This window comes from Pseudomonas sp. S3_C06 (assembly GCF_054667675.1).
In genome coordinates, this window is the sequence record NZ_CP162747.1 from 2,822,402 (window position 1) to 2,848,185 (window position 25,784).

The window sequence follows — 25,784 nt, forward strand, 5'->3', positions numbered from 1 at the left end:
CGGCAATTGTCCTACTTCGAAAGATTCAGAACAACTACCGCTGACTATTGTCCCAATCGTCAGTCCCTATAATGGGCACAATTTGGCTCCTTGCAGGAGCTGCCGCAGGCTGCGATCTTTTGATTGTGGTTTTTCGAATCACCAGCAAGATCAAAAGATCGCAGCCTTCGGCAGCTCCTACGGTTATGTTTGGCCGAAGGCTTGTGTCATGATGATCCGACCGCAGGTTAGTCGTCCTCTTCCTATATGAATAGATCTTCCGCGTTGCTCCTCGCTTTTGTCTTCCTCAGCGGCTGCCAGGCCTTGGCTCCCGTTTCGCCGGACGGTACGCCGTCGGTTGAAGACACCACGCCCGCGCCTGAAAAGCCCAAGGTTTACAGCTCGTTCAGCGAGGAAACCGTTTTCAGCCTGTTGAGCGCCGAACTCGCCGGTCAGCGCAATCGTTTCGACATTGCGCTGGATAACTACGTGACCCAGGCCATCAATACCCAGGATCCGGGCGTCTCCGAGCGCGCATTCCGTATCGCCGAATATCTGGGTGCCGATCAACCGGCCCTCGATACCGCGCTGATCTGGGCGAAAAACGCCCCGGACGACCTCGAAGCGCAACGCGCCGCTGCCGTGCAACTGGCGCGCGCCGGGCGTTATGACGACTCGATGGTCTATATGGAAAAGGTCCTGCAGGGCAAGGGCGATACCCATTTCGACTTCCTCGCGTTGTCGGCAGCGGATACCGATCAGGAAACCCGCAACGGTCTGATGAAAAGCTTCGACCGTTTGTTGCAACGCCATCCGAACAACAGCCAGCTGATTTTCGGCAAGGCCCTGCTCCTGCAACAGGACGGCGACAACAAAGGCGCACTGGCATTGCTCGAAGACCATCCGCCAGAAGAAGGCGAAATCGCCCCGATTCTGCTGCGCGCGCGCCTGCTGCAACTGCTGAACCGTGGCGACGAAGCGCTGCCATTGCTGCAAAAAAGCATCAAGAAGTACCCGGACGACAAGCGTCTGCGCCTGACTTACGCGCGCATGCTGGTTGAACAGGACCGGATGGACGACGCCAAGGCCGAGTTCTCCAGCCTGGTTCAGCAATACCCGGAAGACGACGAACTGCGTTACTCGCTGGCCTTGGTCTGCCTGGAAGCCAAAGCGTGGGACGAGGCCAAGGGGTATCTGGAAGACCTGATCGCCCGTGAAAGCCACGTCGATTCGGCGCACCTGAACCTCGGTCGTATCGCTGAGGAACGCAACGACCCGCAAGGCGCCCTCATCGAGTACGCCCAGGTCGGCCCGGGCAACGATTATCTGCCGGCGCAATTGCGTCAGGCCGATATTCTGATGAACAACGGCAAGACCGCAGAAGCGCAGAGCAAACTCGCCGCCCAGCGCGACGAACAACCGGATTACGCGATTCAGCTGTACCTGATCGAATCGGAAACCCTGTCGGCCAACAAGCAGGACGACAAGGCCTGGAAAGTCTTGCAGACAGCCTTGCAGCAGTATCCGGACGATCTGAATCTGCTCTACACCCGGGCCATGCTCGCGGAAAAACGCAATGACCTGGCGCAGATGGAAAAAGACCTGCGCCTGATCATCAAGCGTGATCCGGACAACGCCATGGCACTCAATGCTTTGGGCTACACCCTGTCCGATCGCACCACGCGCTACGCTGAAGCCAAAACGCTGATCGAGCAGGCACATCAGATCAACCCGGAAGACCCGGCCGTACTCGACAGCCTCGGCTGGGTGAATTACCGCCTGGGCAATCTGGATGACGCCGAGAAATATCTGCGTCAAGCGCTGGAGCGTTTCCCTGATCACGAAGTCGCCGCGCACCTCGGTGAAGTGTTGTGGACCAAGGGCAACCAGCGTGAAGCCAAACAAATCTGGGGCAAATTCCTCAAGGATCAGCCCGACAGCACCATTCTGCGCAGCACCATCAAGCGCCTGACCGGATCCGAGACTCTTTAACTCATGTTTTTGCGCCACGTTATTGTTTTCAGCTTCATCGCCCTGCTCGCTGGCTGCTCGGGTTTTGGCACTCGCGAATCGGTCGAGGGCCACGGCAGCCCGGCTCAATGGGCCGCAAACAAACAACAGCTGACCGGCCTCGACGGCTGGCAGATCGACGGCAAGATCGGCATCCGCGCACCGAAAGATTCCGGTAGCGGCACGCTGTTCTGGCTGCAACGTCAGGATTACTACGACATTCGTTTGTCCGGCCCGCTGGGGCGTGGCGCGGCACGTTTGACCGGGCGTCCGGGCAAGGTGTCGCTGGAAGTCGCCAACCAGGGTCGCTATGAATCTCAGTCCCCGGAAGCCCTGCTCGAAGAACAGCTCGGCTGGAAACTGCCGGTGTCGAATCTGGCCTGGTGGGTCCGTGGCCTGCCAGCGCCTGATAGCAAAAGTCGCCTGAATCTGGACGCCGACAGCCGTCTGGCCAACCTCGAACAGGATGGCTGGAAAGTCGAATACATCGCTTACACCGAACAGAACGGTTACTGGCTGCCCGAGCGCATCAAGCTGCACGGCACCGACCTCGACGTCACACTGGTGATCAAGACCTGGCAACCGCGCAAGTTGGGGCAATAACGCATGACCGCTGCACGCCTGACCCTGCCCTCGCCGGCCAAACTCAACTTGATGCTGCACATTCTCGGTCGTCGTGAAGACGGTTATCACGAGCTGCAGACGCTGTTTCAGTTTGTCGATTACGGCGATGAAATCACTTTTGCCGTGCGCGATGACGGCGTGATTCAGTTGCACACCGAATTCGCCGGCGTGCCGCATGACAGCAACCTGATCGTGCGCGCGGCGAAAATGCTCCAGCAACAGTCAGGTTGCGCGCTCGGTATCGATATCTGGATTGATAAAGTGCTGCCCATGGGCGGCGGCATCGGGGGCGGCAGCTCGAACGCGGCGACGACTTTGCTCGGTCTGAATCATTTGTGGCAACTGGGTTGGGATGAAGATCGCCTGGCCGCACTGGGCCTGACACTCGGCGCCGACGTACCCGTTTTTGTCCGTGGCCATGCGGCTTTTGCCGAGGGCGTGGGCGAGAAACTCACTCCGGTCGATCCCGAAGAACCGTGGTATCTGGTGCTCGTGCCGCAAGTCTCTGTTAGTACGGCAGAAATTTTTTCCGATCCTTTGTTGACACGTAACACGCCGCCCATTAAAGTGCGCCCCGTTCCCGAGGGAAACAGTCGAAATGACTGCTTGCCGGTGGTTGCAAGGCGTTATCCAGAAGTACGTAACGCATTGGATTTGTTAGGTAAATTTACCGAAGCAAAGCTCACCGGAACTGGAAGTTGTGTGTTTGGGGGCTTCCCAAGCAAAGCTGAAGCTGATAAAGTCTCGGCCCTTCTGACAGAGACCCTTACAGGGTTTGTAGCCAAAGGCAGCAACGTTTCGATGTTGCACCGCAAGCTGCAAAGTCTGCTCTAAAGGAACCAGGTGCTCGGCACTTGATGCAACAGATACAGGGGCGTCGCCAAGCGGTAAGGCAGCAGGTTTTGATCCTGCCATGCGTTGGTTCGAATCCAGCCGCCCCTGCCATTTTCTATACTCATCCAGGTTACCCTCAGCCTCTAGGTACTGCGCGTGTCCAAGATGATGGTCTTTACGGGGAACGCTAACCCCGATCTGGCTCGGCGTGTTGTACGTCAGCTGCATATCCCTCTAGGTGACATCTCTGTCGGTAAGTTCTCCGACGGCGAAATTACTGCCGAGATCAATGAAAACGTTCGCGGTAAAGACGTTTTCATTATTCAGCCGACTTGCGCTCCGACCAACGATAACCTGATGGAACTGGTAGTGATGGCTGATGCCTTCCGCCGCTCCTCGGCTACTCGTATCACTGCTGTTATTCCTTATTTTGGTTATGCCCGTCAGGATCGCCGTCCGCGTTCCGCACGTGTGGCTATCAGCGCGAAAGTCGTTGCTGACATGCTTACCGTAGTCGGCATCGACCGTGTTCTCACGGTTGATCTGCATGCTGACCAGATTCAGGGTTTCTTCGATATTCCGGTAGATAACATCTACGGCTCCCCGGTTCTGGTGGATGACATTGAAGATCAGCGCTTCGAAAACCTGATGATCGTGTCCCCGGACATTGGTGGCGTCGTGCGTGCACGTGCTGTTGCCAAATCCCTGGGCGTGGACCTCGGGATCATCGACAAACGCCGTGAGAAAGCCAATCACTCTGAAGTGATGCATATCATCGGTGATGTCGAAGGGCGTACCTGCATTCTGGTCGATGACATGGTCGATACCGCCGGCACTCTGTGCCACGCGGCCAAGGCCCTGAAAGAGCATGGCGCAGCCAAGGTCTTTGCCTACTGCACACACCCTGTGCTGTCGGGTCGGGCCATCGAGAATATCGAAAATTCCGTGCTGGACGAGCTGGTGGTGACTAACACCATCCCGCTGTCCGCTGCAGCACAAGCCTGTGCACGTATCCGTCAACTGGATATCGCACCGGTTGTTGCCGAAGCGGTTCGCCGCATCAGCAATGAAGAATCGATCAGCGCGATGTTCCGTTAAGGGCCCTGCCCTTCGCGAAATGTCTCGTTGACGAAAAGCGCCCCGCCCCGGCATTCCTGCCGGGGCGGGGCTTTTTTGCCCATACCGTGTTTGGCGCTGGTCGCAAACGCCACTCCGGTCATGGCTATTTTGGAGATACACAATGAACGATTTTACTCTGAATGCTGAAGTGCGTTCCGACCTGGGGAAAGGTGCGAGCCGCCGCCTGCGTCGTCTCGCCGCTCTGGTTCCAGCTGTTGTTTACGGTGGCGAAAAAGCCCCTGAATCCATCAGCATGCTGGCCAAAGAAGTTGCCAAACTGCTCGAAAACGAAGCTGCCTACAGCCACGTTATCGAACTGAACGTTGGCGGCAAAAAGCAGAACGTCATCATCAAAGCCCTGCAACGTCACCCGTCCAAGGGTCACGTTCTGCACGCTGACTTCGTACGCGTCGTAGCCGGTCAGAAACTGACCGCTATCGTGCCTGTGCACTTTGTTGGTGAAGAAGCTCCGATCAAGAAAGGCGGCGAGATCTCGCACGTCCTGAACGAAATCGAAGTAACTTGCCTGCCGAAAGATCTGCCTGAGTTCATCGAAGTCGACCTGTCGGCTCTGGAAATCGGCGCAATCGTCCACCTGTCCGACATCAAAGCCCCTAAAGGCGTTGAGTTCGTTGCACTGGCTCACGGTGACGACAAAGCTGTTGCAAACGTACACGCTCCACGCGTTGCTCCAGAAGCTACCGAAGAAGGCGCAGCAGAGTAATTCACTCTGTCATGCCTGAGTGAACAAGTAACATCGCGGACTGGAACGTAGCGAGAAAGCGGGCGAGAACGCGGAGTTTACATCCATGGTAAATGAGCATTTTTCGTCCACTTTCGCCGCTTTCCCTGATCGCGGCGATGTTACTCACCACTCAAAGGAAGGGCCCCTATCGTGACTGCCATCAAACTGATCGTTGGCCTGGGAAATCCAGGCGCCGAATACGACCAGACCCGGCATAACGCAGGGGCCCTTTTTGTTGAGCGCATCGCTGACGCACAAGGTGTCAACCTTGTCGCCGATCGCAAATATTTCGGCCTGACCGGGCGCTATTCGCATCAGGGTCAGGATGTTCGTCTGCTGATTCCCACCACCTACATGAACCGCAGCGGCCAGGCCGTGGCGGCACTCGCCGGTTTCTTCCGCATCAAGCCTGAAGAAATCCTCGTGGCGCATGACGAACTCGACTTGCCTCCGGGCGTTGCCAAGCTCAAGCAAGGCGGCGGCCATGGCGGTCACAACGGGTTGCGCGACATCATTGCGCAACTGGGCAATCAGAATACGTTCTACCGCCTGCGGCTTGGCATTGGCCACCCGGGCGTCGCCAGTATGGTTTCAAATTTCGTCCTGGGTCGTGCGCCACGCGCCGAACAGGAAAAACTCGATGCCAGCATCGACTTTGCCCTCGGCGTGCTGCCGGATATCCTCGCCGGTGAATGGAACCGCGCGATGAAAAACCTGCACAGCCAGAAGGCCTGACTCTACTCCGAGGGGAAACACCATGGGATTCAATTGCGGCATCGTCGGCCTGCCTAACGTCGGCAAGTCCACCCTGTTCAACGCCCTGACCAAATCCGGTATCGCGGCCGAAAACTTCCCCTTCTGCACTATCGAGCCGAACAGCGGCATCGTGCCGATGCCGGATCCGCGTCTGGACGCTCTGGCGGCCATCGTCAATCCGAAGCGCATCCTGCCGACCACCATGGAATTCGTCGACATCGCTGGCCTGGTTGCCGGCGCCTCGAAAGGTGAAGGCCTGGGCAACAAGTTCCTCGCCAACATCCGCGAAACCGATGCGATCGCTCACGTGGTGCGCTGCTTCGAAGACGAAAACGTGATCCACGTTTCCAACAGCGTCGACCCGAAACGCGACATCGAAATCATCGACCTGGAACTGATTTTCGCCGACCTCGACAGTTGCGAGAAGCAACTGCAGAAAGTTGCGCGTAACGCCAAGGGCGGTGACAAGGACGCCGTGGTTCAGAAGGCTCTGCTTGAGCAACTGATCGCGCACTTCACCGAAGCCAAGCCGGCACGCAGCCTGATGAAGAACATGAGCGCTGACGAAAAAGCAGTGATCAAGGGCTTCCACCTGCTGACCACCAAACCGGTCATGTACATCGCCAACGTCGCTGAAGACGGTTTCGAGAACAACCCGCACCTGGACGTGGTTCGCGCCATTGCCGAAGAGGAAGGCGCGATGGTGGTTCCGGTCTGCAACAAGATCGAAGCGGAAATCGCCGAGCTCGATGACGGCGAAGAGAAGGACATGTTCCTCGAGGCCCTGGGCCTGGAAGAGCCTGGCCTGAACCGCGTGATCCGCGCCGGCTACGAAATGCTGCACCTGCAGACCTACTTCACCGCCGGTGTCGAAGAAGTCCGCGCCTGGACCGTCAAAGTCGGTGCCACCGCACCTCAGGCTGCCGGCGTGATCCACACCGACTTCGAGAAAGGCTTCATCCGCGCTGAAGTGATCGCCTACAACGACTTCATCCAGTACAAGGGCGAAGCCGGTACCAAAGAAGCCGGTAAATGGCGTCTGGAAGGCAAGGACTACATCGTCAAGGACGGCGACGTGATGCACTTCCGCTTCAACGTGTAAGCGTTACGCCCAAGAAAAAGCCGCGTTTGATACGCGGCTTTTTTGTGCCTGAAATTTACTACTGAACCTGTTTCCCCTGTGGGAGCGAGCCTGCTCGCGAAGAGGGAGTGTCAGTCACATCTCTGCGGATGACACACCGCATTCGCGAGCAGGCTCGCTCCCACAGTTGGGAATGGTGTGGCGTCAGGCCTTTTTGGTGCGAGGCAGGAAGATCGCCAACACGCCAAACAACGGCAGAAACGAGCACAGGAAATACACGTACTCAATCCCGTGAATATCCGCCAGATGCCCGAGCAACGCCGCGCCGATCCCGCCAAACCCAAACATCAAACCGAAGAAGATTCCGGCAATCATCCCGACATTGCCCGGCACCAGTTCCTGCGCGTACACCACAATCGCCGAGAACGCCGAGGCCAGAATGAAGCCGATCACCACGCTGAGGACAGTGGTCCAGAACAGGTCAACGTGGGGCATGAGCAGCGTGAACGGTGCCACGCCGAGGATCGAGAACCAGATCACTGCCTTACGCCCGATCTTGTCGCCGATCGGCCCGCCGAAGAACGTCCCCGCCGCGACCGCTCCGAGAAACAGGAACAGGTGCAGCTGCGAACTGGCCACCGACAAGTCGAACTTCTCGATCAGGTAGAAGGTGAAGTAGCTAGTCAGGCTGGCCATGTAGAAATACTTGGAGAACACCAACAGGCCCAGCACCACCAGCGCACTGGTCACCCTGCCCTTCGATAGCCCGTGAGTCGCTGCCTGACCGGCCTTGAGCTTGAACAGATTGAGATGATGGGCGTACCAGCGGCTGATGCGGTACAGCACGAACAGCGCAAACACCGCGAACAAGCCAAACCACGCCACGTTGCCCTGACCGAAGGGAATAATGATCGCCGCCGCCAGCAACGGACCGAACGCGGAGCCGGCGTTACCGCCAACCTGAAAAGTCGACTGCGCCAGGCCAAAGCGTCCGCCCGAGGCCAGTCGAGCAATCCGCGAGGCTTCCGGGTGGAACGTTGAAGAGCCGATACCAATCAGCGCCGCCGCCAGCAGAATCAACGGAAAACTACCGACCATCGACATCATCACGATGCCAATCAGCGTGCAGATCGAACCCGCCGGCAACAGCCACGGCTTCGGATGCCGATCGGTGTGATAACCGACCCACGGCTGCAACAACGAGGCGGTCAGTTGAAAGGTCAAAGTGATCAGGCCGACCTGAGTAAAGGTCAGGCCGTAATTGGCCTTGAGCATCGGGTAGATCGACGGCAGCACCGATTGGATCAGGTCGTTGATCAAATGCGCCAGCGCCACCGCGCCGATGATACGCATCACCAATGGGCTGCTTTGCGGAGCAGCGGGCGCCGAGACAGCGGCGGTCTGAACGTTGCTGATAGCCATGAAAGTTTCCGGACAGCAGATGGGTGCACGCAGGCAGGTGCGTCAATGTGCCATTTTTCGGTGCGCCAGCGCCATCCCCTTAGCCAGCTAACTAACTGACTGGTCGTCGACTGCAAGGTGATAGCGCAACGCCATGGTCTGAATCTTGCCTTGCTTCTCCCCTTGAACGCGGGCGCCTTACAAAGGCGACCGACAATGGGAAGTTTCGCTACAGAGCCGGCCTACAGAGCGGGCGAGAGTGAACTTTCGAGGCCTTTTAGCAGGGCACAACATCAACGTCGAACGACCGCGATGCACGCCAATGGTGCGTGGTGTCCAGAGGAGTCATGGGGCATGCAGGCTTTCCTTTCACCGGGGATCAAATTGCTGGGGCGGTTTGGCTTCGCAGGTAAATTCCAGTTGTTGTTTCTGCTGTTCATTCTGCCGTTGGCCGGCAGCCTGTTGATGATCGGCCAGGACTATCGCGACAAGCTCAATCTGATTTCCGGCGAACGCGCCGGCGTGCGGCAGTTGCTCGCACTGGATGCGCTGGACAACCTGCTCGCCGCGCAACGTGACCGCGCCGCCCGTTGGCGCGCCACGGAAACCAATCGCCAGCCGACACCGGCCACTCTCGCCGCCATGGGCGCCTTCGACGCAGTGCAACCGGCGGTTCTGCAAGCCACCACGGACTTGGGCAACGCCCTGAAAAACGAAGGTGCCGAAGGCGCAACACTCGCTCGCTATCAAGCGCTGCAAACCGCACTCAATGGTCTGGATTCGAAAAGCCTCAGTGGTGTCGGTTGGTGGCCGGACGGTTACGAGCGCTTCACCAATGCGTTGAGCGCCCTGCAAGCGTTGCGCGAACAGATCGTCATGGACAATCGCCTGACCCTCGCGCCGTGGCTGGAAACCTACCTGCTGACGCAAATCTCCACGCAACACGCGCCAGACCTGATCGAACGCGTTGGACGCCTCGCCGCAGTCGGCCAAGCCTCGGTCGTCTCCGGCCAATTCACCCTGCAAAGCCGTTTGCAGTTGCGCGACCTGCGCAGCCGCATCGGTGACGCCCGCGAGCAACTGGTCAAAACGGCCACGCTGCTCGAAGCACGCCTGCCGAAAGATCAGCAGAGCTGGGCCAGCCAATACCACGACAGCCTGAAACGCCTCGACAGCGGCCTGAAGGTCCTTGATGACGGCGTGTTCGGCGGCAGCATCACGCTCAAGCCGGACGACTTCGAACGCAACCTCGATGCCCTGTTGACCGACCTCGCCGCCCTGCGCCAGCAATCGCTGGTGTCGCTGGATCAGCGCCTCGACGCCTACCACAGTTCAGCAATCCGTCAGCTCATCATCGTCGCGGCGATCTTTGGTTGCTTGCTACTGGCGGCGCTGTACTTGTTTGTCTGCCTGCAAGCCTCGATCCGCCGCAGTGCCAGCGGCATCACCCTGCTCGCTGAGGCCCTGCGCGACGGCAACCTCAGCCTGCAAGTGCCGGTGGTGGGCCGCGATGAATTGGCGGCGATCAGCACCGCGCTCAACGTGGCCGTGGTGCAACTGCGCAGCAGCATGCTCGGCGTCGATCACGAGACCTCGCAACTGAGCAACGCGGTACGCAGCCTCAATGAGCATTCCAGCGGCGCCCTCGGCGAAGTCGAAGCGCAGCAGTTGCAGATCAGCCAGATCGCCGCAGCCGCCACGCAATTAGCCGCCACCTCGCAAGGCGTGGCGCAGAGTTGCGAACAGGCTTCCGGCAGCGCCCAGCACACCCGGCGCATTGCCGCTGACAGCAGCCGCGACAGCCAGCGCACCACCGCGAGTATTCAGCAGCTCAATCAACGCTTGAACGACACTGCTGCGGCACTCGGTCGAGTCAGCGAGCAAGGCCAGCAGATTCAATTGGTCGTCGACACGATTCGCGGTGTTGCCGAACAGACCAATCTGCTCGCGCTCAATGCGGCCATCGAAGCCGCACGCGCCGGTGAACAGGGTCGCGGTTTCGCCGTAGTGGCCGATGAAGTGCGCAGCCTCTCGCAACGTACGCAATCGTCCACCGCGCAGATCGCCGGTACGGTCGACAGCCTGCGCGCTACGGTCAACGAAGCCGTGACTCTGATGGAAGCCGCGTGCGGCCAGGCGCAAACCGATGCCGAGTCGGTCACCGGTCTCGGTGAACGCCTGGGCGAAATCGCCAGCGCCGTGCAGAGCGTCACCGACACGTTGGCGCAGATCGCCACGGCGGTAGAGGAACAGGCCAGCACCGCCGACGAGGTCAGCGGCAATATCCAGCAGGTCGATCAGGCTGCCGTGCGTTTGCTCGAAGGTGCACGGGCGGTGAATCTTGCCGCAGACACACTGAGCCAAGGCAGCAAGGCGCTGAGCGACAACACCGCACGCTTCCGCCTCAGTTGATCACGGCCTCGGGGAAGTCCGCCTGCAGCTCAGCCTTGAGCCATTGAATAAACCACGCCACATCCGCCGAGAGTTCGGCGGACGGCGTCAGCACTCGATAGCTCTCAAGCTTCACCTCAGCATCGACCGCACGCACCAGTTTGCCGCTGGCCAGCTCATGGCGCACCAGCACTTCGTTGGCCAGCGCGATGCCCTGCCCGCTTTCGGCGACTGACAGCGCGTGGTCATTGTTGACGTAGAGCATGTCGGAATTGAGATGAATATCGAGGTCGTGCGCGGCGAACCACAGGTTCCACCATTCGCCGTCATCGACGTGGATCAGTTCGTGGCTGACCAGATCGGCCGGGCTGTTGATCGCTGCGATGCTGGCCAGATACGCCGGCGTGCAAATCGGGAAAACCCGAGGACAAATCAGCGCTTCCCGTGAGTCGGCATATTGCCCGTCGAGGCCGTAGACGATGCCCAGATCTGCGCTTTTGCCATCCACTTCGGTAAAAGTCGAATTCGGCTCAATGGCCAGTTTCAGCCCCGGCCGCAGATGGCGCAGCGCTTCGATCCTCGGCATCAGCCAACGCTTGGCAAAACCCGGTACCACCATGATCCGCAGCCAGCGCTCGGCATCTTTCGGCTGCGCTTCCTTGCCCGCCTCGATGATCAACTGCAAAGCCGCGCTGATCTTGCGGTGATACTTCTCCCCCGCCGGCGTCAGGTTGACCCCGCGCGAGGTGCGCTCGAACAGTTGAATGCCCAACCAGTCCTCGAGCAATTTCACATGCCGGCCAATCGCAGGCTGGGTCACGTGCAGGGCTTTCGAGGCTTCGACGTAGCTGCCCAAACGAGCGGCGGCATCAAACGCACGCACCGCGTTGAGCGGCGGCAAACGGTGGTCGGGCATGATTCCTGGCACCTTCGGCTGTTAAATTAACTAACACCTGCCATGTTTAAATTGAAGTGTCGCGCCGCGCAACCCCTGGCTGATAATCGAGCCACAGCAGAACAAAAAAACAGCTGGTTTCACACCCGAACGCAATCTCGATCCTGCCCAAAAAAATAATATCCATGGCCCGACGGCAACGCTTTGCAAAGCGAGTCGCAGGCGATGGGGGAATCGGAGGTAACGCATGAATGCCCTGCATTCGCTGCAAACGCTGGCGGTCTCGATCCGCTCAGTACGCAAGGTTTACGGTGATCCGCAGACCGGCCCGGTGGCGCTGAAAAGCATCGACCTGGACATCCGCGACAACGAATTCTTCACCCTTCTCGGCCCGTCCGGCTGCGGCAAGACCACGCTGCTGCGGATGATCGCCGGTTTCGAGTTTCCCACCGAAGGCGAGATTCTCCTCTACGGCGAAAACATTGCTGACCGCCCGCCATTTCAGCGTCCGGTCAACACGGTGTTCCAGCACTACGCGCTGTTCCCGCACATGACCATCGCCGAGAACCTGGCTTTCGGTCTCGAATCGCAGCCGATGGGCAAAGTCCTCAGCAAGGCGCAAATCGCCGAGCGTGTGCGCGAAATGCTGGCGCTGGTACAGATGGAACGCTTTGCCAATCGCAAACCGGCGCAACTGTCTGGCGGTCAGCAACAACGTGTCGCCCTCGCCCGCGCGCTGGCCCCGCATCCGAAAGTACTGCTGCTCGATGAGCCACTGTCGGCGCTCGATCTCAAGCTGCGCCAGGCGATGCGCGAAGAGTTGAAAACCATCCAGGCCAAGACCGGTATCACCTTCATCTTCGTCACCCACGACCAGGAAGAAGCGCTGACCATGTCCGACCGCATCGCCGTGCTTTCCGAAGGCGAAGTGCAGCAGGTCGGACGCCCGGAAGATATCTACGAACGCCCGCGCAATCGCTTCGTCGCCGACTTCATCGGCGAAACCAATTTCATCGAAGGCACCGTCACTCGCGTGGAAAACGGTCAGGCGTGGTTCGCCGGCCCGGCGGGTCATCCATTGCCGGCGCAACCGTGCAGCGATGTGCAGGTCGGCGCCAACATCACGCTGTCAGTACGTCCCGAACGCTTGCATCTGGTACCGGCCGCGACTGAAGCCGCGCTGCCGTGCCGGATCGAAGCGCAAATCTACCTCGGCACCGATCTGCAATATCAGGTCAGCCTCAGCGACGGTTCGTGCCTCACCGTGCGTACGCCCAATTGCGTCGATCAAAGCCTGCGCTTTGCCGTCGGCTCCCAGGCCGGTCTGTTGTTCGACCGCGGAAGCGCCAGCGTCCTGCACGACTGAGCCGGAGAAATTGCCATGCCCGCCTTACCGATTGCCAACACGCTGGAGCGGCGCAAAGCCTTCCAGAGTTTCCTCGGGGTCAGCCCGGCGCTGATCGCCATCTGTTTGTTTCTGCTGGTGCCGATTCTGATCGTCATCGGCTATTCGCTGATGGAGGCCAACCCCTACGGCGGGGTCAACAAAGTCTTCAGCAGCGACGCCTACACCTCACTGCTGTTCGAGCGCCAACTGGACGACAGCCTCGCGTTTGCCGACTCGTATTTGCTCATCGCCCTGCGCTCGATCGGCATTGCCGGGCTGACCACGATCATCACGTTGCTGATCGGTTTTCCGGTGGCGGTGTGGCTGGCCATGCAACCGGCGCATCGCCGTGGCTTGCTGATCTTTCTGATCACCGTGCCGTTCTGGGCCAACCTGCTGATCCGCACTTACGCGTGGATTCTGCTGCTGCGTAACACCGGGGTGATCAACAACAGCCTGATGGGCATGGGCGTTATCCATGAACCATTGCAGTTGTTGTACACCGACGGCGCGGTGCTGCTCGGGCTGGTTTACACCTATGCGCCGTTCGTGGTGTTGCCGATCTACGCGACGCTGGAAAAGATGGATATCCGTCTGCTCGAAGCCGCGCAGGACCTCTACGCCGGACGCGTGCGCACCTTGCGCAAAGTGGTGTTACCGATCGCCAAACCGGGAATTATCGCCGGCGCCATCCTCACTTTCGTGCCATGCCTGGGGGCGATGATCGCCCCGGAACTGCTCGGTGGCGGCACGCGAATGATGCTCGGCAACCTGATCTTCCGGCAGTTCAGCGATGCACGTAACTGGCCGTTCGGCGCAGCGCTGTCGCTAGTGCTGATGGCCGCCGTGATGCTGGTGTTGACCGTGTATGCCCTGCGCGCCGAGCGCCAGCGCATCGCCAAAGGAGGTGCGTGATGATCGGAGTATTCAAACGCAAAGGGCTGGGTGTGCAGGACTTTCCCGGTTTCGGCGGCTTCAGTTTTCTGTTCTACCTTTACCTCTATGCGCCGATCGTGGTGCTGGTGGTGTTCTCCTTCAATGCCAACCAATCGGCGACGGTGTGGACCGGTTTCAGCCTCGATTGGTATCGCGCCGCCTTCGCCAATCAGGCCTTGCGCCAGGCCGCCGGCAACAGCCTGTTGATCGCGGTGTGCGCGAGCATGATCGCCACGGCGATTGCCACCCTCGCCGCCCTCGGCACCTCGCGTGGGGCCAAGTTCAAGGGCCTGCAGTTGTCGATGGGCGCGATCATGTTGCCGCTGGTGTTGCCGGAAATTGTCGTCGGTGTGGCAACGCTGGCGCTGTTCTCCACCATCGGTCTGTCGCTGGGCTACGGCAACCTGATCATCGCGCACACGGTGTTCTGTATTCCCTTCGCCTACCTGCCGATTCGTGCACGGCAGAACGACATGGACCTGTCGCTGGAACAAGCCTCGGCCGACCTGTATGCCGGCCCTTGGCGAACCTTTCGCAAGGTCACTCTGCCGCTGCTGATGCCGGGGATTTTCTCCGGGCTGATGCTGGCCTTCATCGTCTCGCTGGATAACTTCGTGATCTCGATGATGGTCTCGCAAGCGGGCACCACGACCCTGCCGATCTTCATTTTCGGCCTGCTGCGGATGGGCGTGACACCCGACGTCAACGCCGTGTCGACGCTGATCCTCGGCGTCTCGGTGCTGTTCGTCAGCCTCTCTTACCTGTTGGGCAAAAAGAACGCCTGAACCTTCTACGACCTGTGGGGAAATAGCATGAGCAAGTGGATAAAAAGCGTCGGCACTTCGTTGTTTCTGACATTGCCGTTGAGCATGGCCGCCAGTGTTCAGGCCGCAGAGAAACTCAACGTGGTGAGCTGGAGCGGCTACTTTTCGCCGGAGATTCTTGCCAGGTTCCAGAAGCAGACCGGCATCGAAGTCACCGTCGATTCCTACGACTCCAACGAGACCTTGTTGGCGAAATTGAAACAGGGCGGCGCCGGTTATGACGTGGCGATTCCGTCGCACCAGTTCGTGCCGATCCTGATCAAGGAAAACCTGCTGGAGCGCTTCGACCCGGTCAAAGAGCCCTACTACGCCAGCCTTGTGGATAACCTGAAAAAACCGAGCTGGGACCCGGAAGGCGCGTATTCGGTGCCGTTCATTTGGGGCACCACCAGCGTCGTGCTGGACTCCGCGCGTTACAAAGGTCCGGCCGACAGCTACAAGGTTTTGTATGAGCCGCCAGCCGAATTGCAAGGGCGGATCAACATGTTCGACTCGGTCAGCGACATGGTCGACATGGCCAGCCTCTATCTGAATATCCCGCTGTGCAGCGAAGACCCGAAACAGATGCAGCAGGTGCTGACGTTGCTCAAGGCGCAGAAGCCGTTCGTCAAGACCTACAGCTCCAAGGCCGGTTCGATTCGCGAGAACCTCGCCTCCGGTGAAATCGACATGTCGATGTTCTGGGGCGGCTCGTCGATGCGTGCCCGCGAGATGAAACCGACGCTGAAATACCTCTACCCGAAAGAAGGCGTGCTGGCCTGGGTCGATAACATGGTCATCCCCACCGGCAGTAAAAATCCGGCGAATGCCAAGGCGTTCATCGCCTTCCTCAGCCAGCCGGAAAACTCGGCGATGACCCAGAACTTCCTCAAGCATCAGAGCCCGATCAAAGGCGTCGAACCGTTCCTTGATGCAGCGCTCAAGGACGCGCCGGAATTGCACATTCCCGAGGGCACCAACGTGGTGTTCAGCAAGACTTGCGGCGAAGGTGCGATCCGCCTCGCCGACCGTCTGTGGACCAACCTGATGCGTTGATCTTTACCGCCCCGTCGCACTGGCGGGGCGTTTTTCCAGCCTTCTGAAAGGCCGCTTGCAATGAACTCTAATAACATCAGCGAACTGGTCCTGTTGCAGGCCCACGCGCTCGCCGAACGCATCCGCCTGCGCCAGGTTTCCTGCCGGGAAGTGATGCAGACTTACCTTGCCCATATCGAACGTTTCAATCCGTTGGTGAATGCGCTGATCAGCCTGCAATCACCGGAACATCTACTGGCTCAGGCCGATGAACGCGATGCCGAACTGGCGCGTGGCCAATACCGTGGCTGGATGCATGGCTTGCCCCACGCGATCAAGGATCTATCGCTGACCCACGGCATTCGCACCACGCTGGGATCGCCGCTGTACAAGGACTTTGTGCCTGAGCGCGACGGCATCATGGTCGAGCGGATCAAGGCTGCTGGCGCGATCATTATCGGCAAGACCAACACCCCGGAATTCGGTCTCGGCTCGCAAAGTTACAACCCGTTGTTTGGCGCGACTGCTTGCGCGTATGACCCGAGCAAAACAGCCGGTGGCAGCAGTGGCGGCGCGGCGGCGGCACTGGCGATGCACCTGGTGCCGGTGGCGGATGGCAGCGACATGATGGGGTCGCTGCGTAATCCGGCGGCGTTCAACAATATCTTTGGTTTCCGCCCGTCACAGGGGCGTGTGCCGTTTGATGACAGTGCTGATCTGTTTTTTGATCAGCTCGGTTATGAGGGGCCGATGGCGCGCAGCGTGAGGGATGCGGCGTTGCTGTTGTCGGTGCAAGCCGGGGGCGATGCACGGGCTCCGCTGTCCATCGCTGAATCCGGTGAGGCCTTTGCGGCGCCGCTGGAGCGTGATTTCAAGGGCTCGCGGTTGGGTTGGTTGGGCGACTTCAACGGTTATCTGCCGATGGAGAACGGCGTTCTGTCGCTGTGTGAGAAGACGTTTGCCGACTTTGAAAGCCTCGGCTGCCACGTTGAGTCGGTTGAGCCTGGGTTCGCGCCGGAACGGCTGTGGAGCAGTTGGCGGACGTTGCGGCACTGGATGGTCGCGGGGTCGTTGGGCGCAACCTATGCCGATCCGCAGAAGCGTGCGTTGTTGAAACCGGAAGCGATCTGGGAAGTGGAGAACGGCCTGAAGCTGTCGGCCAGCGAAGTGTTCGCCACCTCCGTGGTGCGCAGCGATTGGTATCGGGCAATCTCGAAGTTGTTCGAACGCTACGACTATCTGTTGCTGCCGAGCGCTCAGGTGTTTCCGTTCGACAAAACCCAGCCGTGGCCAACGTCTATCGAAGGCGTGGCGATGGACACGTATCACCGCTGGATGGAGGTGGTCATCCCCGGCACGCTGTCGGGTTGCCCGGTCGCCAGTGTGCAGGCCGGATTCAATTCGCACGGTTTACCGATGGGGCTACAGATCATCGGCAAGCATCAGGCCGACTTCGCTGTCCTGCAATTGGCGCACGCTTATGAGCAGGCCAGCCGCTGGTTCCAACGCTGCCCTTCGCCGCTGCTCAGCCAGTGATTTTGATAAACGGTTGAAAGCGTAGAAAAAATTTTTAAATTTACGCTTGACGCTTTTCCATTTCAGGGGAATAATGCGCGCCACTTGGCTACATAGCTCAGTTGGTTAGAGCATAGCATTCATAATGCTGGGGTCCGGGGTTCAAGTCCCTGTGTAGCCACCAAGTACTAAAAACGGCTTACCGAAAGGTAGGCCGTTTTTTTATGCCTGCAATAATTCCCCCTCCGGTTCCCCACCTACAGAAGGCCTATCCACAGCCCTTTCGATTGGATCAGTGTGATCGCAGCCCCTCATCAGTCAGACTTTCTTACATTTTGCACTTCGCCTTTTTTCACATAAGCAAATATCAAATTCAAGATAATGCTAACCTCACACCTCAGCTTTTAGCCAATAAATCCTGGCCTCCACAATAGAAAATTCAAGATAATCAAAAATAACACTTGAGATAATTATTATCATGGCCGAGTTTTTCCATCACGACCTGGCGCTGCTCAATCCCTCCTTTGACTCTGACCTGGTGGATGTCTTGAGCGAACTGGAGCACCTACGTCGTCTGAGACTCGAAGGCGATACGCCGCCACAGGTGTTTCACCAACTCAAGTCATTGTTCCATGCGCTGGAAAGCCTCGGCTCTGCGCGCATTGAGGGCAACCACACAACCTTGGCGGACTACATTGAGAGCAAAGTGGAGGGGAAGGCCCACGAAACTGACCAGCTTCGTGAGGTAGCCAACATCGAGAATGCGATGGATTACATCGAGCAGATCATGGCGCCGGGCGCAGAACTGACCGAGCGTACGATCCGCGAGCTACACGCGATGACCGTCGACAATCTCCAACGCGAAGGCGACAAAACGCCAGGCGCATACCGCAGCGGTGGTGTGCGGATTTCACAATCCGATCATCTGCCGCCCGACTTCATCCAGATTCAGGCATACATGGAGGAACTCGTCGAGTTCGTTAACCGTAAGGACTCCCCCAAATATGACCTGATGAAGGTCGCGCTGGCGCACCATAGATTTGGATGGATACACCCGTTCGGTAATGGCAATGGCCGCGTGGTCAGACTGCTCACCTATGCGTTACTGATGAAATATGGCTTCAACGTCAATACGGGCGGTCGCGTATTGAATCCTACAGCCGTGTTCTGCAACGACCGTGAACGCTATTACTCAATGCTCGCAACAGCTGACAAGGGAACAACGGAAGGGTTGGAGCAATGGTGTACGTATGTCTTGCAAGGCATACGCGACGAGCTTGAAAAGGTCGACCGCCTAACCAATTATTCTTATCTCACCAAGTGCATTCTCGTCCCTGCTATCGCCTTTGCACGGGAACGCGAATGGATCACCGAGACAGAGGAACTGGTGCTCTCTGCCGCGATTAAACTGAAGCTAGTCAAATCTGCGGATGTAGCAGCTGTACTCCCCAAACATTCGAGTAATCAACGGACCTACTTGATAAAAAAACTGGTGGATCAGGGAATGCTTTTACCGCTTACCCCCGGAGCAAGGCAGTACACGATTGGATTTTCCAATAACTACCTGATTCGCGGAGTCATTAAGTCACTCAGAGAGCAAGGCTTCATACCTGCCCCTTTGGAAATCCCCTGAGCACCGATCTACAACCGGTAGTATTCGAGTCCTGCTACCGATTTGAACTGCGGATTATCGGATACTCACCCGAATAAGCAGCCGGCAGAAAGGCTCTTAAAAAACGCCGCTATCCCTTGAGGGTTAGCGGCGTTTTTCCTACGCAAATAGCGTTGCGGCTTTACTCGGACGATTCATCTATTCCGCTGTAATCACCAGACACCCTTTCATCACACGCACTTTGACGTTCTCGTTCACCTCGAATCCCGCCTGCCGCAACCACAGTCCGCGAAGCCTGATCCAGGGCACCGGTTTGGCGGGGCTGTAGGTCTTTTCCTTGGTGTGAACCGGGTAAAAATCAGCGGCGATTTTCAACCTGCGTTCAGTGATGGGGGTTGATGACGTATGATTGGTGTTAGCCATGATTAGCTCCTGTTATTAGCTCCTGTTTAGCTGCTTGTGGTTAGCGGGGCCAGGGTGTTCGCGCACCTTGGTTCCGCGTTCTTTGGGTTACTTCAAATTTCTTTTTCTTCGTCGCTCGCTTTGGTCGCTGCCTGTGCGATTAGTGCGTCGAGCATCTGCGCAATGACCTTCTGTTGGACCTTCGAAAGTTCATTGATGGACTGCAGCCGTCGATACCACGCCGAGGTCAAGCTGCGTCTGGGCGTCTCCGTGTAAGAGGGAACCCCGAGCAGGTCTTCAACGGGCACGCGAAGCGCAAATGCCATCTTCACCAGTGTCGTGACCGGCATGCTGCGCGTGCCCTCCTCGTAGCCCTGAAAGGTTTGCCGGGAAAGACCTAAAGCCCGTGCAAACCGAGTCTGTGTGATCTCGTGCACTGTGCGTAAGTGAGCAATGCGACTGCCCATCGCCACCAGAAAATCGCGATCCTCATTGGAAATACTCATGACAATGGCCGACTGAAAATAGAGTTGAATGGCAACGGACTCATCCTTTTCATCTGAAATCCATCCTGGAAAAACAACAGAAAACATCCTCAGGTAAAGGCGCGTAAGTTGTCGACCTGAAAGATTTGTAGGAGAAATGCAGAACAACCGCTAGGTCGGGGGCGAGGTACTACAGGCGCGAAAATGCCTTTTCATTCGACTAAATCGGTACCGACAGATCAGGTTGAAAAACCGCTGTAGGAAACGTGTTCGATCCAGGTATGAATTAGATCGCGCAGCACGGATACAAAAAACGGCTTACCGCAAAGTGAGCCGTTTTTTGTGCCCGGAGGAAAGTGCCGGCAGCAAAGACACTGATGATTTACCGCGACCAGTTACCCAACGCCGACAACCCTTTCGCCCAGATCTGCCGAGTGCGCAAACTGACCATTGCGCGCCAGTCCGGATCGGTCGGATAGAACTGCTCGAGCAGATTCAGTTTGATCTCACGCCCTATCGCATCCAGCGGATCACCATACAAATGCAGCCAGTGATCATCGCGCAAATGCCGATGCACAGCCGGCCCCGGATACGTCCCGCACTCGATCACGAACGGCATCAACTGCACGTCCGGCAATGCATTAAGCAACGCCTGCGAGGTGTACCCGGTAGCCGTCGCTGCCACTCCGGTTTCGCTCAGGGTGTCGGCGCCCGTGTGCAGGGTGTAAAGCCATGGACCATAAATCGCCTGGGCCTGCGCGAGTGCCGGGTACGGCGCCTGGGTGATGGTCAGCAACATCGGATGGCCGTATTCGCCAGCGCCGGTATGCAGATCGAAACACATCACGGTTTCAGCGCCAGCCAGATGCGCGTCGATGATTTGATGCAACGTGCGATTCGACCAGCTCGGCGCGAGGCCACCGTAAAACAGCCCGTCGGGATGACTGTGCTGACCGCCCTCGACAATCGACATCACCGCTGGCCAGCCGTGTTCTTTTATCTGCGCATCGAGCAAGGCATCGGCGCTTTTGCGCTCGGGGCCGTTCAGATCAGTGCACGCGTAGATTTCATGCAGGGCGGCGTAAGCGCGGTTATCCGGTAGCGGCCCGGTGAAATCGAGGTGATTACGGTTGAGGTCGATGTTGTCTTCGTTGACCCGGCGCAGCCATGCGGTGCCCCATGGGTTGATCAGGTGCACCATCACCACGGCGACATCCTTGGGCAGCGAACCGGGTACGAATGCCTTCAGCCAATCGATCTGACAGTCCGAGCCGTAATAACCCTCGACCCCGTGCGTGCCGCTGAGCGCTAACAGCCGACGTTTGGCTTGCGGATCGCCGAGCACAGCGACGTCGGTACTCAGCGGTTCGCCGAATGGCCCGCAGCGTGGATGGGCGTAGGAGGTGAGCGTGGCGCCGACGGCATTGGCGGCGGCGATGAACTGTTCGCGTTGATCGCGGTAGCTGGACTCGGTGGGGAACTCGCTGTGCATTATTGGCCTCTTGTGATTTTTATGGTTTGACCTCTGTAGGAGTGAGCCTGCTCGCGATAGCGTCATCACATCCAACATCATTGCTGACTGACCCACCGCTATCGCGAGCAGGCTCACTCCTACAGGGGGACGTGTGCGGTCAGTCAATTGAGGTTGACCCTAGCGAACATCCGCCCCGAAAAGAAAGACAAAAATGCCCATCGGTTTGCGTCGCGACCGAGCGGTCGATAAAGTCCCCGAGACTTTTATCCCACGGACGGAGAGCCCCACGTGTTTCCAGCCCTGCCCTTGAGCCGCTTGCGCCTGCCAGCCCTGACGCTGATCATCAGCGCCCTGACCCTCACCGCCTGCAACGCCCCGCCCTCCTCGACCTTGCCGCTGGCACCGGAGGCTGCTTCCGGTTACCGCACCGATCTACAAACCCGTCACGCCAGTAAACACATGGCCGCCGCCGCCAATCCGCTGGCTGCTGAGGCCGGTCGCGAGATGCTGCGTCAGGGCGGTTCGGCGATTGATGCGGCGATTGCGATGCAAGCGGTGTTGACGCTGGTTGAGCCGCAGTCGTCCGGGATCGGCGGCGGCGCGATGATCGTGTTGTGGGACGGTAAACAGGTGCGCACCTACGACGGTCGCGAAACCGCACCGGCTGGCGCCACCGAGAAGCTGTTCCTGCGCGCCGATGGCCAACCGATGTCGTTCCCGCAAGCACAGATCGGCGGTCGCTCGGTCGGTACACCGGGGGTGTTGCGCGCACTGGAGATGGCCCATAAACAACACGGTCGCCTGCCATGGGCGAAGCTGTTTGAACCGGCGATCAAACTGTCCGAGCAAGGCTTTGCGATCTCTGCGCGTTTGCACTCGCTGCTGGAATCAGATCCAGTCATCCGCAAGTCGCCGGACATGGCCAAATATTTCCTCAACGCCGATGGCAGCGTCAAAGCCGTCGGCACGCGCCTGCAAAACCCGGCGCTGGCCGCAGTGCTCAAACGCATCGCCAACGAAGGCGCGGACGCGCTGTACAAAGGCCCGATCGCCGAAGAAATCGTCGCCAAGGTGCAGGGCCACGCCAACCCCGGCAGCCTGTCGTTGAATGATTTGCAGCGCTATCAGGCCAAGGAACGCGCGCCGCTGTGCACCGATTACAAACGCTGGCAGGTCTGCGGCATGCCACCACCGTCATCGGGCGGCATCGCCGTGGCACAGATTCTCGGCACGTTGCAGGCGCTGGAAACCCGCGATCCACGTCTTTCCCTGACACCGCTCAAACCGCTGAAGACCGACAAGCCAGCCGGCATTGAACCGGATCCGCAAGCCGTGCATCTGATCGCCGAAGCCGAACGCCTGGCTTACGCCGACCGCGCGCAATACGTCGCGGATACCGACTTCGTGCCGGTGCCGGTCAAAGGCCTCGTCGACCCGGGTTATCTCGCCAGCCGCGCCAGCCTGATCGGCGAACGCAGCATGGGCAGCGCCAAACCGGGCACACCGCCGGGCGTGCAGGTGGCCTACGCGCCGGACCGCTCGCCGCTGCGCATCTCCACCTCGCAAGTGGTCGCGGTGGATGACCTCGGTGGCGCGGTGTCGATGACCACCACCATCGAAGCCGCGTTCGGCTCGCACCTGATGGTTCAGGGCTTCTTGCTGAACAACCAGATGACCGACTTCTCGTTCATCCCCGAAGAGAACGGCCAGAAAGTCGCCAACCGTGTCGAACCCGGCAAACGCCCGCGCTCGTCGATGGCGCCAACGCTGATCTTCGATCGCCACAGCGGCGAATTCGTCGCCACAGTCGGCTCGCCGGGTGGTTCGCAAATCATCGAATACGTGGCGAAAACCACCGTCGGCCTGCTCGACTGGCACCTCGACCCGCAAAGCGCCATCAGCCTGCCCAACTTCGGCAGCCGTAACGGCCCCACCGAACTGGAACAAGGCCAGTTCAGCCCGGCGCTGATTCAGGCGCTGAAAAACAAAGGGCATGCGGTGCATGAAATCGACATGACCAGCGGCACCCAGGCCATCGTGCGGGTCAAGGATGCGCAGGGGAAAGCGTCGCTGGAGGGTGGCGCGGATCCACGGCGTGAAGGCGAAGCGTTGGGGGATTGAGGCTAGGACGCAAAACAAAAAAGGCTTACCGCGAGGTAGGCCTTTTGTTTAGCACACTGCGTATTTCAAATCGGGATGTTTAAAAGCTGCGAGGTAAACAGAGAACCGTCCCACAAGGTTTTCAGGTTGTCCGTCGGACGTCAGCTCTCTAGCCTGTACTCGTCGCTGCCAATTCAGTGACCGGGATTGGAAACCCCGAGTAGAACCGAGCGCACAAGCGCCTTTCATAACGTATCCTTGCGCACCTTCATGGTGTGCACTCCGTTATGGCGGCTGTGCGCGGGAGACCTTCGGGTCAACCGGGTTCTCCGTTCCCCGGGTTTCCAACCTGCGTACAGCTGCCACCTATTCGTTCGGAAACCGAATCGGCCAGCTCCTATCCTGATCGGAGAACACCATGAAAAAACCAACACCCAATCCCCCCGAAACAGACACCGACCCAACATCCCCGTACGCAACCATCGACAGCAAAAAACTCAACGAAGCGGCCGACCGCGCCCTCGACCACTACCTCAAACCGACCATTCACATCATGGCGTCCACCCGCGTAGCTGAACCCATGTACCTCGCCAACCCGGTGTACGACACCGAATCCCTGCTGGCCAATGCCAGCGAAACCCTGGGCTCGGTCACGGAGATGCTCAACAATTTCGCCGCTGTGCTGGATACCGCGCACCGCAAGACCGCGCTGGGTATCGCGCAAATCGTCATGCTGAGTGAGTTGGCGGTGAATCAGGCGCTGGATAACGTTCAGCCGGTTACGTAGTTTTCGCAATGCATAAAAAATCCGATGCCGTGCAGGCATCGGATTCTTATTTCCTGGCACATACGAGGCAAAACAGCTTTCACATCCAAGATATATGGCTCAGCGATTCGCCAGCAGATGCGCCCCAAACAGCAAATAACAACCACCGGCCAAGCGATCCAACCATTGCCGCGAACGCTCATACACACCAGCGATCCGGCGACTGGCGAAGAACAACGCGACGCAGCAATACCAGCTGAACGACAGCGTCGCCATGGTCATCACCGCCAGCGCCAGTAACAGTGGCGGGATGTGAGCCGGCATGGCCGTGGCGAAAATGGTGGCGACGAATAATGCTGACTTGGGATTGGTCATGTTGCCCAGAAAGCCGCGGCCATAAGCGCCGAGCAACGTTTGCTGCGAGTCATCCAGCGTACCCGCGACGATCGGCGCCTTGCGCTTGAACTGCTTGAGCCCGAGGTAGATCAGGTAGCAGCCACCGGCAATCTTGAAGCTCAGGTACAGCGTCGGCGCGGCACTGAAAAGCGACTGAATGCCCAAGCCACCCGCCAGCCCCCACAACACGGTTCCGCTGGCCACGCCGAGCGCCGCGACGACACCGTGGCGGCGGGAACGGCTGACCGCCAGTTGCGCGATATTGAAGAAGTTCGGGCCGGGCGTGACCACGGCCACAGTCCACAACAGGGCCAACGACAGCAACGGCGCCAGATAACTCGAAAGGGAAAAATCCATGAGGGTATGCGCCTGATTGGGTTCGACGATGCCCTCTACCTTGCAACATCCCGCAATGTTTTGCCATCAGCCGTCATTCAGACCGCTAGCGTCTTGCCATCCACCGCATCACCAATCGTCAGAAAATGCCCGCCCGCCACGTGGTGCAAGGTGCGCAAACCATCGTGCCCTTCGAAATGCCAGCGCCCGTCGCTGAACACACGCTCATCGGCGTGGGCGGCGATGACTTCGGCGAGGAACAGATCGTACTGCTCGTGATTGCGCGGCTCCGGGAGCAAACGGCATTCCAGCCAGGCGACGCAGCCGTCAAGCAGCGGCGCTTCGACTTGTTCGCCGGCGAGGGTCTGCAGGCCGTACGCCTGAAATTTGTCCTGTCCCTGGCTTTGGCTGATTTCCAGACCAGATGTATTGCCGACGGTTTGCACGATGTCGGCCTGATCGACGCACGGGACGTTGAGCACGAAGGTGCCGGACGCTTCGAGCAACTGGCGGGTCCAGGTGGATCTATCGAGGACGACGGCGACTTTCGGTGGCTCGAAATCCAGCGGCATGGCCCAAGCGGCGGCCATGATGTTGCGCTGGCCGTCGTGGGCGGCGCTGACCAGTACGGTCGGCCCGTGATTGAGCAAACGGTAGGCTTTGTTCAGGGGCACCGGGCGGCGGTGGGAATCGCTCATGGGA

At 58.8% G+C, this 25,784-nt stretch carries 23 protein-coding genes and 2 tRNA genes; 18 read left to right on the top strand and 7 right to left on the bottom strand.

The window, feature by feature from the left end; translation table 11 throughout:
* Positions 1-246 precede the first annotated feature (246 nt).
* The 8 genes from AB4N44_RS12385 to ychF all read left to right on the top strand — a co-directional run bounded on the left by AB4N44_RS12385 (position 247) and on the right by ychF (position 7,169).
* Positions 247-1,971, top strand: a complete 1,725-nt coding sequence (locus tag AB4N44_RS12385) for a tetratricopeptide repeat protein (RefSeq protein ID WP_127929757.1) — start codon at positions 247-249, stop codon at positions 1,969-1,971.
* A 3-nt stretch (positions 1,972-1,974) separates the two neighbouring features.
* The gene (lolB, locus tag AB4N44_RS12390; protein ID WP_150750498.1) at positions 1,975-2,592 is read left to right on the top strand and encodes a lipoprotein insertase outer membrane protein LolB; all 618 of its coding nucleotides are present in this window, start codon (positions 1,975-1,977) and stop codon (positions 2,590-2,592) included.
* Between the two features lie 3 nt (positions 2,593-2,595).
* Positions 2,596-3,447: a 4-(cytidine 5'-diphospho)-2-C-methyl-D-erythritol kinase gene (gene ispE, locus AB4N44_RS12395; RefSeq protein ID WP_150750499.1), complete on the top strand. Its 852-nt coding sequence runs from the start codon at positions 2,596-2,598 to the stop codon at positions 3,445-3,447.
* A 36-nt stretch (positions 3,448-3,483) separates the two neighbouring features.
* A tRNA-Gln gene (locus tag AB4N44_RS12400) sits at positions 3,484-3,558 on the top strand.
* A gap of 45 nt (positions 3,559-3,603) precedes the next feature.
* Positions 3,604-4,545, top strand: coding sequence for a ribose-phosphate pyrophosphokinase (locus tag AB4N44_RS12405; RefSeq protein WP_003171603.1), 942 nt, complete (start codon positions 3,604-3,606; stop codon positions 4,543-4,545).
* Between the two features lie 142 nt (positions 4,546-4,687).
* A complete protein-coding gene (locus tag AB4N44_RS12410) occupies positions 4,688-5,290 on the top strand; it encodes a 50S ribosomal protein L25/general stress protein Ctc (protein WP_093441442.1) in 603 nt (200 codons plus the stop codon).
* Between the two features lie 171 nt (positions 5,291-5,461).
* The gene (pth, locus tag AB4N44_RS12415) at positions 5,462-6,046 is read left to right on the top strand and encodes an aminoacyl-tRNA hydrolase (protein WP_007912902.1); all 585 of its coding nucleotides are present in this window, start codon (positions 5,462-5,464) and stop codon (positions 6,044-6,046) included.
* 22 nt (positions 6,047-6,068) lie between these two features.
* Positions 6,069-7,169, top strand: coding sequence for a redox-regulated ATPase YchF (gene ychF / locus AB4N44_RS12420; RefSeq protein ID WP_016987222.1), 1,101 nt, complete (start codon positions 6,069-6,071; stop codon positions 7,167-7,169).
* 183 nt (positions 7,170-7,352) lie between these two features.
* On the opposite strand, the gene AB4N44_RS12425 is transcribed toward ychF, so the two are convergent.
* The gene (locus AB4N44_RS12425; protein WP_127929760.1) at positions 7,353-8,570 is read right to left on the bottom strand and encodes an MFS transporter; all 1,218 of its coding nucleotides are present in this window, start codon (positions 8,568-8,570) and stop codon (positions 7,353-7,355) included.
* Positions 8,571-8,903: 333 nt separating this feature from the next.
* Between AB4N44_RS12425 and AB4N44_RS12430 the strand changes: the two genes are divergently transcribed.
* Positions 8,904-10,961, top strand: coding sequence for a methyl-accepting chemotaxis protein (locus AB4N44_RS12430; protein WP_460108799.1), 2,058 nt, complete (start codon positions 8,904-8,906; stop codon positions 10,959-10,961).
* On the opposite strand, the gene AB4N44_RS12435 is transcribed toward AB4N44_RS12430, so the two are convergent.
* Complete coding sequence (locus tag AB4N44_RS12435; RefSeq protein WP_316917095.1) at positions 10,954-11,856, bottom strand: LysR substrate-binding domain-containing protein; 903 nt, start codon at positions 11,854-11,856, stop codon at positions 10,954-10,956. The genes AB4N44_RS12430 and AB4N44_RS12435 overlap by 8 nt on opposite strands.
* Before the next feature lie 226 nt (positions 11,857-12,082).
* On the opposite strand from AB4N44_RS12435, the gene AB4N44_RS12440 reads away from it, so the two are divergent.
* The 7 genes from AB4N44_RS12440 (at position 12,083) to AB4N44_RS12470 (ending at position 19,144) form a co-directional block, all read left to right on the top strand.
* On the top strand, positions 12,083-13,201 hold the full coding sequence (locus AB4N44_RS12440; protein WP_460108797.1) for an ABC transporter ATP-binding protein: 1,119 nt from the start codon (positions 12,083-12,085) through the stop codon (positions 13,199-13,201).
* Positions 13,202-13,216: 15 nt separating this feature from the next.
* A complete protein-coding gene (locus tag AB4N44_RS12445) occupies positions 13,217-14,137 on the top strand; it encodes an ABC transporter permease (protein WP_460108795.1) in 921 nt (306 codons plus the stop codon).
* Entirely contained in the window at positions 14,137-14,943 is an 807-nt protein-coding gene (locus tag AB4N44_RS12450) for an ABC transporter permease (protein ID WP_460108793.1), read from the top strand. Before AB4N44_RS12445 ends, AB4N44_RS12450 begins: the two co-directional genes overlap by 1 nt.
* Positions 14,944-14,970: 27 nt before the next feature.
* On the top strand, positions 14,971-16,017 hold the full coding sequence (locus AB4N44_RS12455; RefSeq protein ID WP_460108792.1) for an ABC transporter substrate-binding protein: 1,047 nt from the start codon (positions 14,971-14,973) through the stop codon (positions 16,015-16,017).
* 60 nt (positions 16,018-16,077) lie between these two features.
* Positions 16,078-17,532 carry an amidase gene (locus AB4N44_RS12460; RefSeq protein ID WP_460108790.1) on the top strand — a complete coding sequence of 485 codons (1,455 nt, stop codon included), beginning with the start codon at positions 16,078-16,080 and terminating at the stop codon, positions 17,530-17,532.
* Positions 17,533-17,618: 86 nt separating this feature from the next.
* A tRNA-Met gene (locus tag AB4N44_RS12465) sits at positions 17,619-17,695 on the top strand.
* Between the two features lie 294 nt (positions 17,696-17,989).
* Entirely contained in the window at positions 17,990-19,144 is a 1,155-nt protein-coding gene (locus AB4N44_RS12470) for a Fic family protein (protein ID WP_150750507.1), read from the top strand.
* Between the two features lie 177 nt (positions 19,145-19,321).
* On the opposite strand, the gene AB4N44_RS12475 is transcribed toward AB4N44_RS12470, so the two are convergent.
* The 3 genes from AB4N44_RS12475 to AB4N44_RS12485 all read right to left on the bottom strand — a co-directional run bounded on the left by AB4N44_RS12475 (position 19,322) and on the right by AB4N44_RS12485 (position 21,502).
* Positions 19,322-19,546: a SymE family type I addiction module toxin gene (locus AB4N44_RS12475; protein WP_150776205.1), complete on the bottom strand. Its 225-nt coding sequence runs from the start codon at positions 19,544-19,546 to the stop codon at positions 19,322-19,324.
* A 92-nt stretch (positions 19,547-19,638) separates the two neighbouring features.
* On the bottom strand, positions 19,639-20,031 hold the full coding sequence (locus tag AB4N44_RS12480; protein ID WP_224790100.1) for a helix-turn-helix domain-containing protein: 393 nt from the start codon (positions 20,029-20,031) through the stop codon (positions 19,639-19,641).
* A 361-nt stretch (positions 20,032-20,392) separates the two neighbouring features.
* Positions 20,393-21,502, bottom strand: coding sequence for a DUF2817 domain-containing protein (locus AB4N44_RS12485; RefSeq protein WP_460108788.1), 1,110 nt, complete (start codon positions 21,500-21,502; stop codon positions 20,393-20,395).
* Between the two features lie 270 nt (positions 21,503-21,772).
* Between AB4N44_RS12485 and ggt the strand changes: the two genes are divergently transcribed.
* Positions 21,773-23,605, top strand: coding sequence for a gamma-glutamyltransferase (gene ggt / locus AB4N44_RS12490; RefSeq protein WP_460108786.1), 1,833 nt, complete (start codon positions 21,773-21,775; stop codon positions 23,603-23,605).
* 397 nt (positions 23,606-24,002) lie between these two features.
* The gene (locus AB4N44_RS12495; RefSeq protein ID WP_127929772.1) at positions 24,003-24,371 is read left to right on the top strand and encodes a DUF6124 family protein; all 369 of its coding nucleotides are present in this window, start codon (positions 24,003-24,005) and stop codon (positions 24,369-24,371) included.
* Positions 24,372-24,470: 99 nt separating this feature from the next.
* Here AB4N44_RS12495 and AB4N44_RS12500 read toward each other — a convergent pair whose 3' ends face one another.
* Entirely contained in the window at positions 24,471-25,103 is a 633-nt protein-coding gene (locus AB4N44_RS12500) for a LysE family translocator (RefSeq protein WP_127929773.1), read from the bottom strand.
* Positions 25,104-25,180: 77 nt separating this feature from the next.
* Positions 25,181-25,780, bottom strand: a complete 600-nt coding sequence (locus AB4N44_RS12505) for a flavin reductase family protein (protein WP_460108783.1) — start codon at positions 25,778-25,780, stop codon at positions 25,181-25,183.
* Positions 25,781-25,784: the final 4 nt, after the last annotated feature.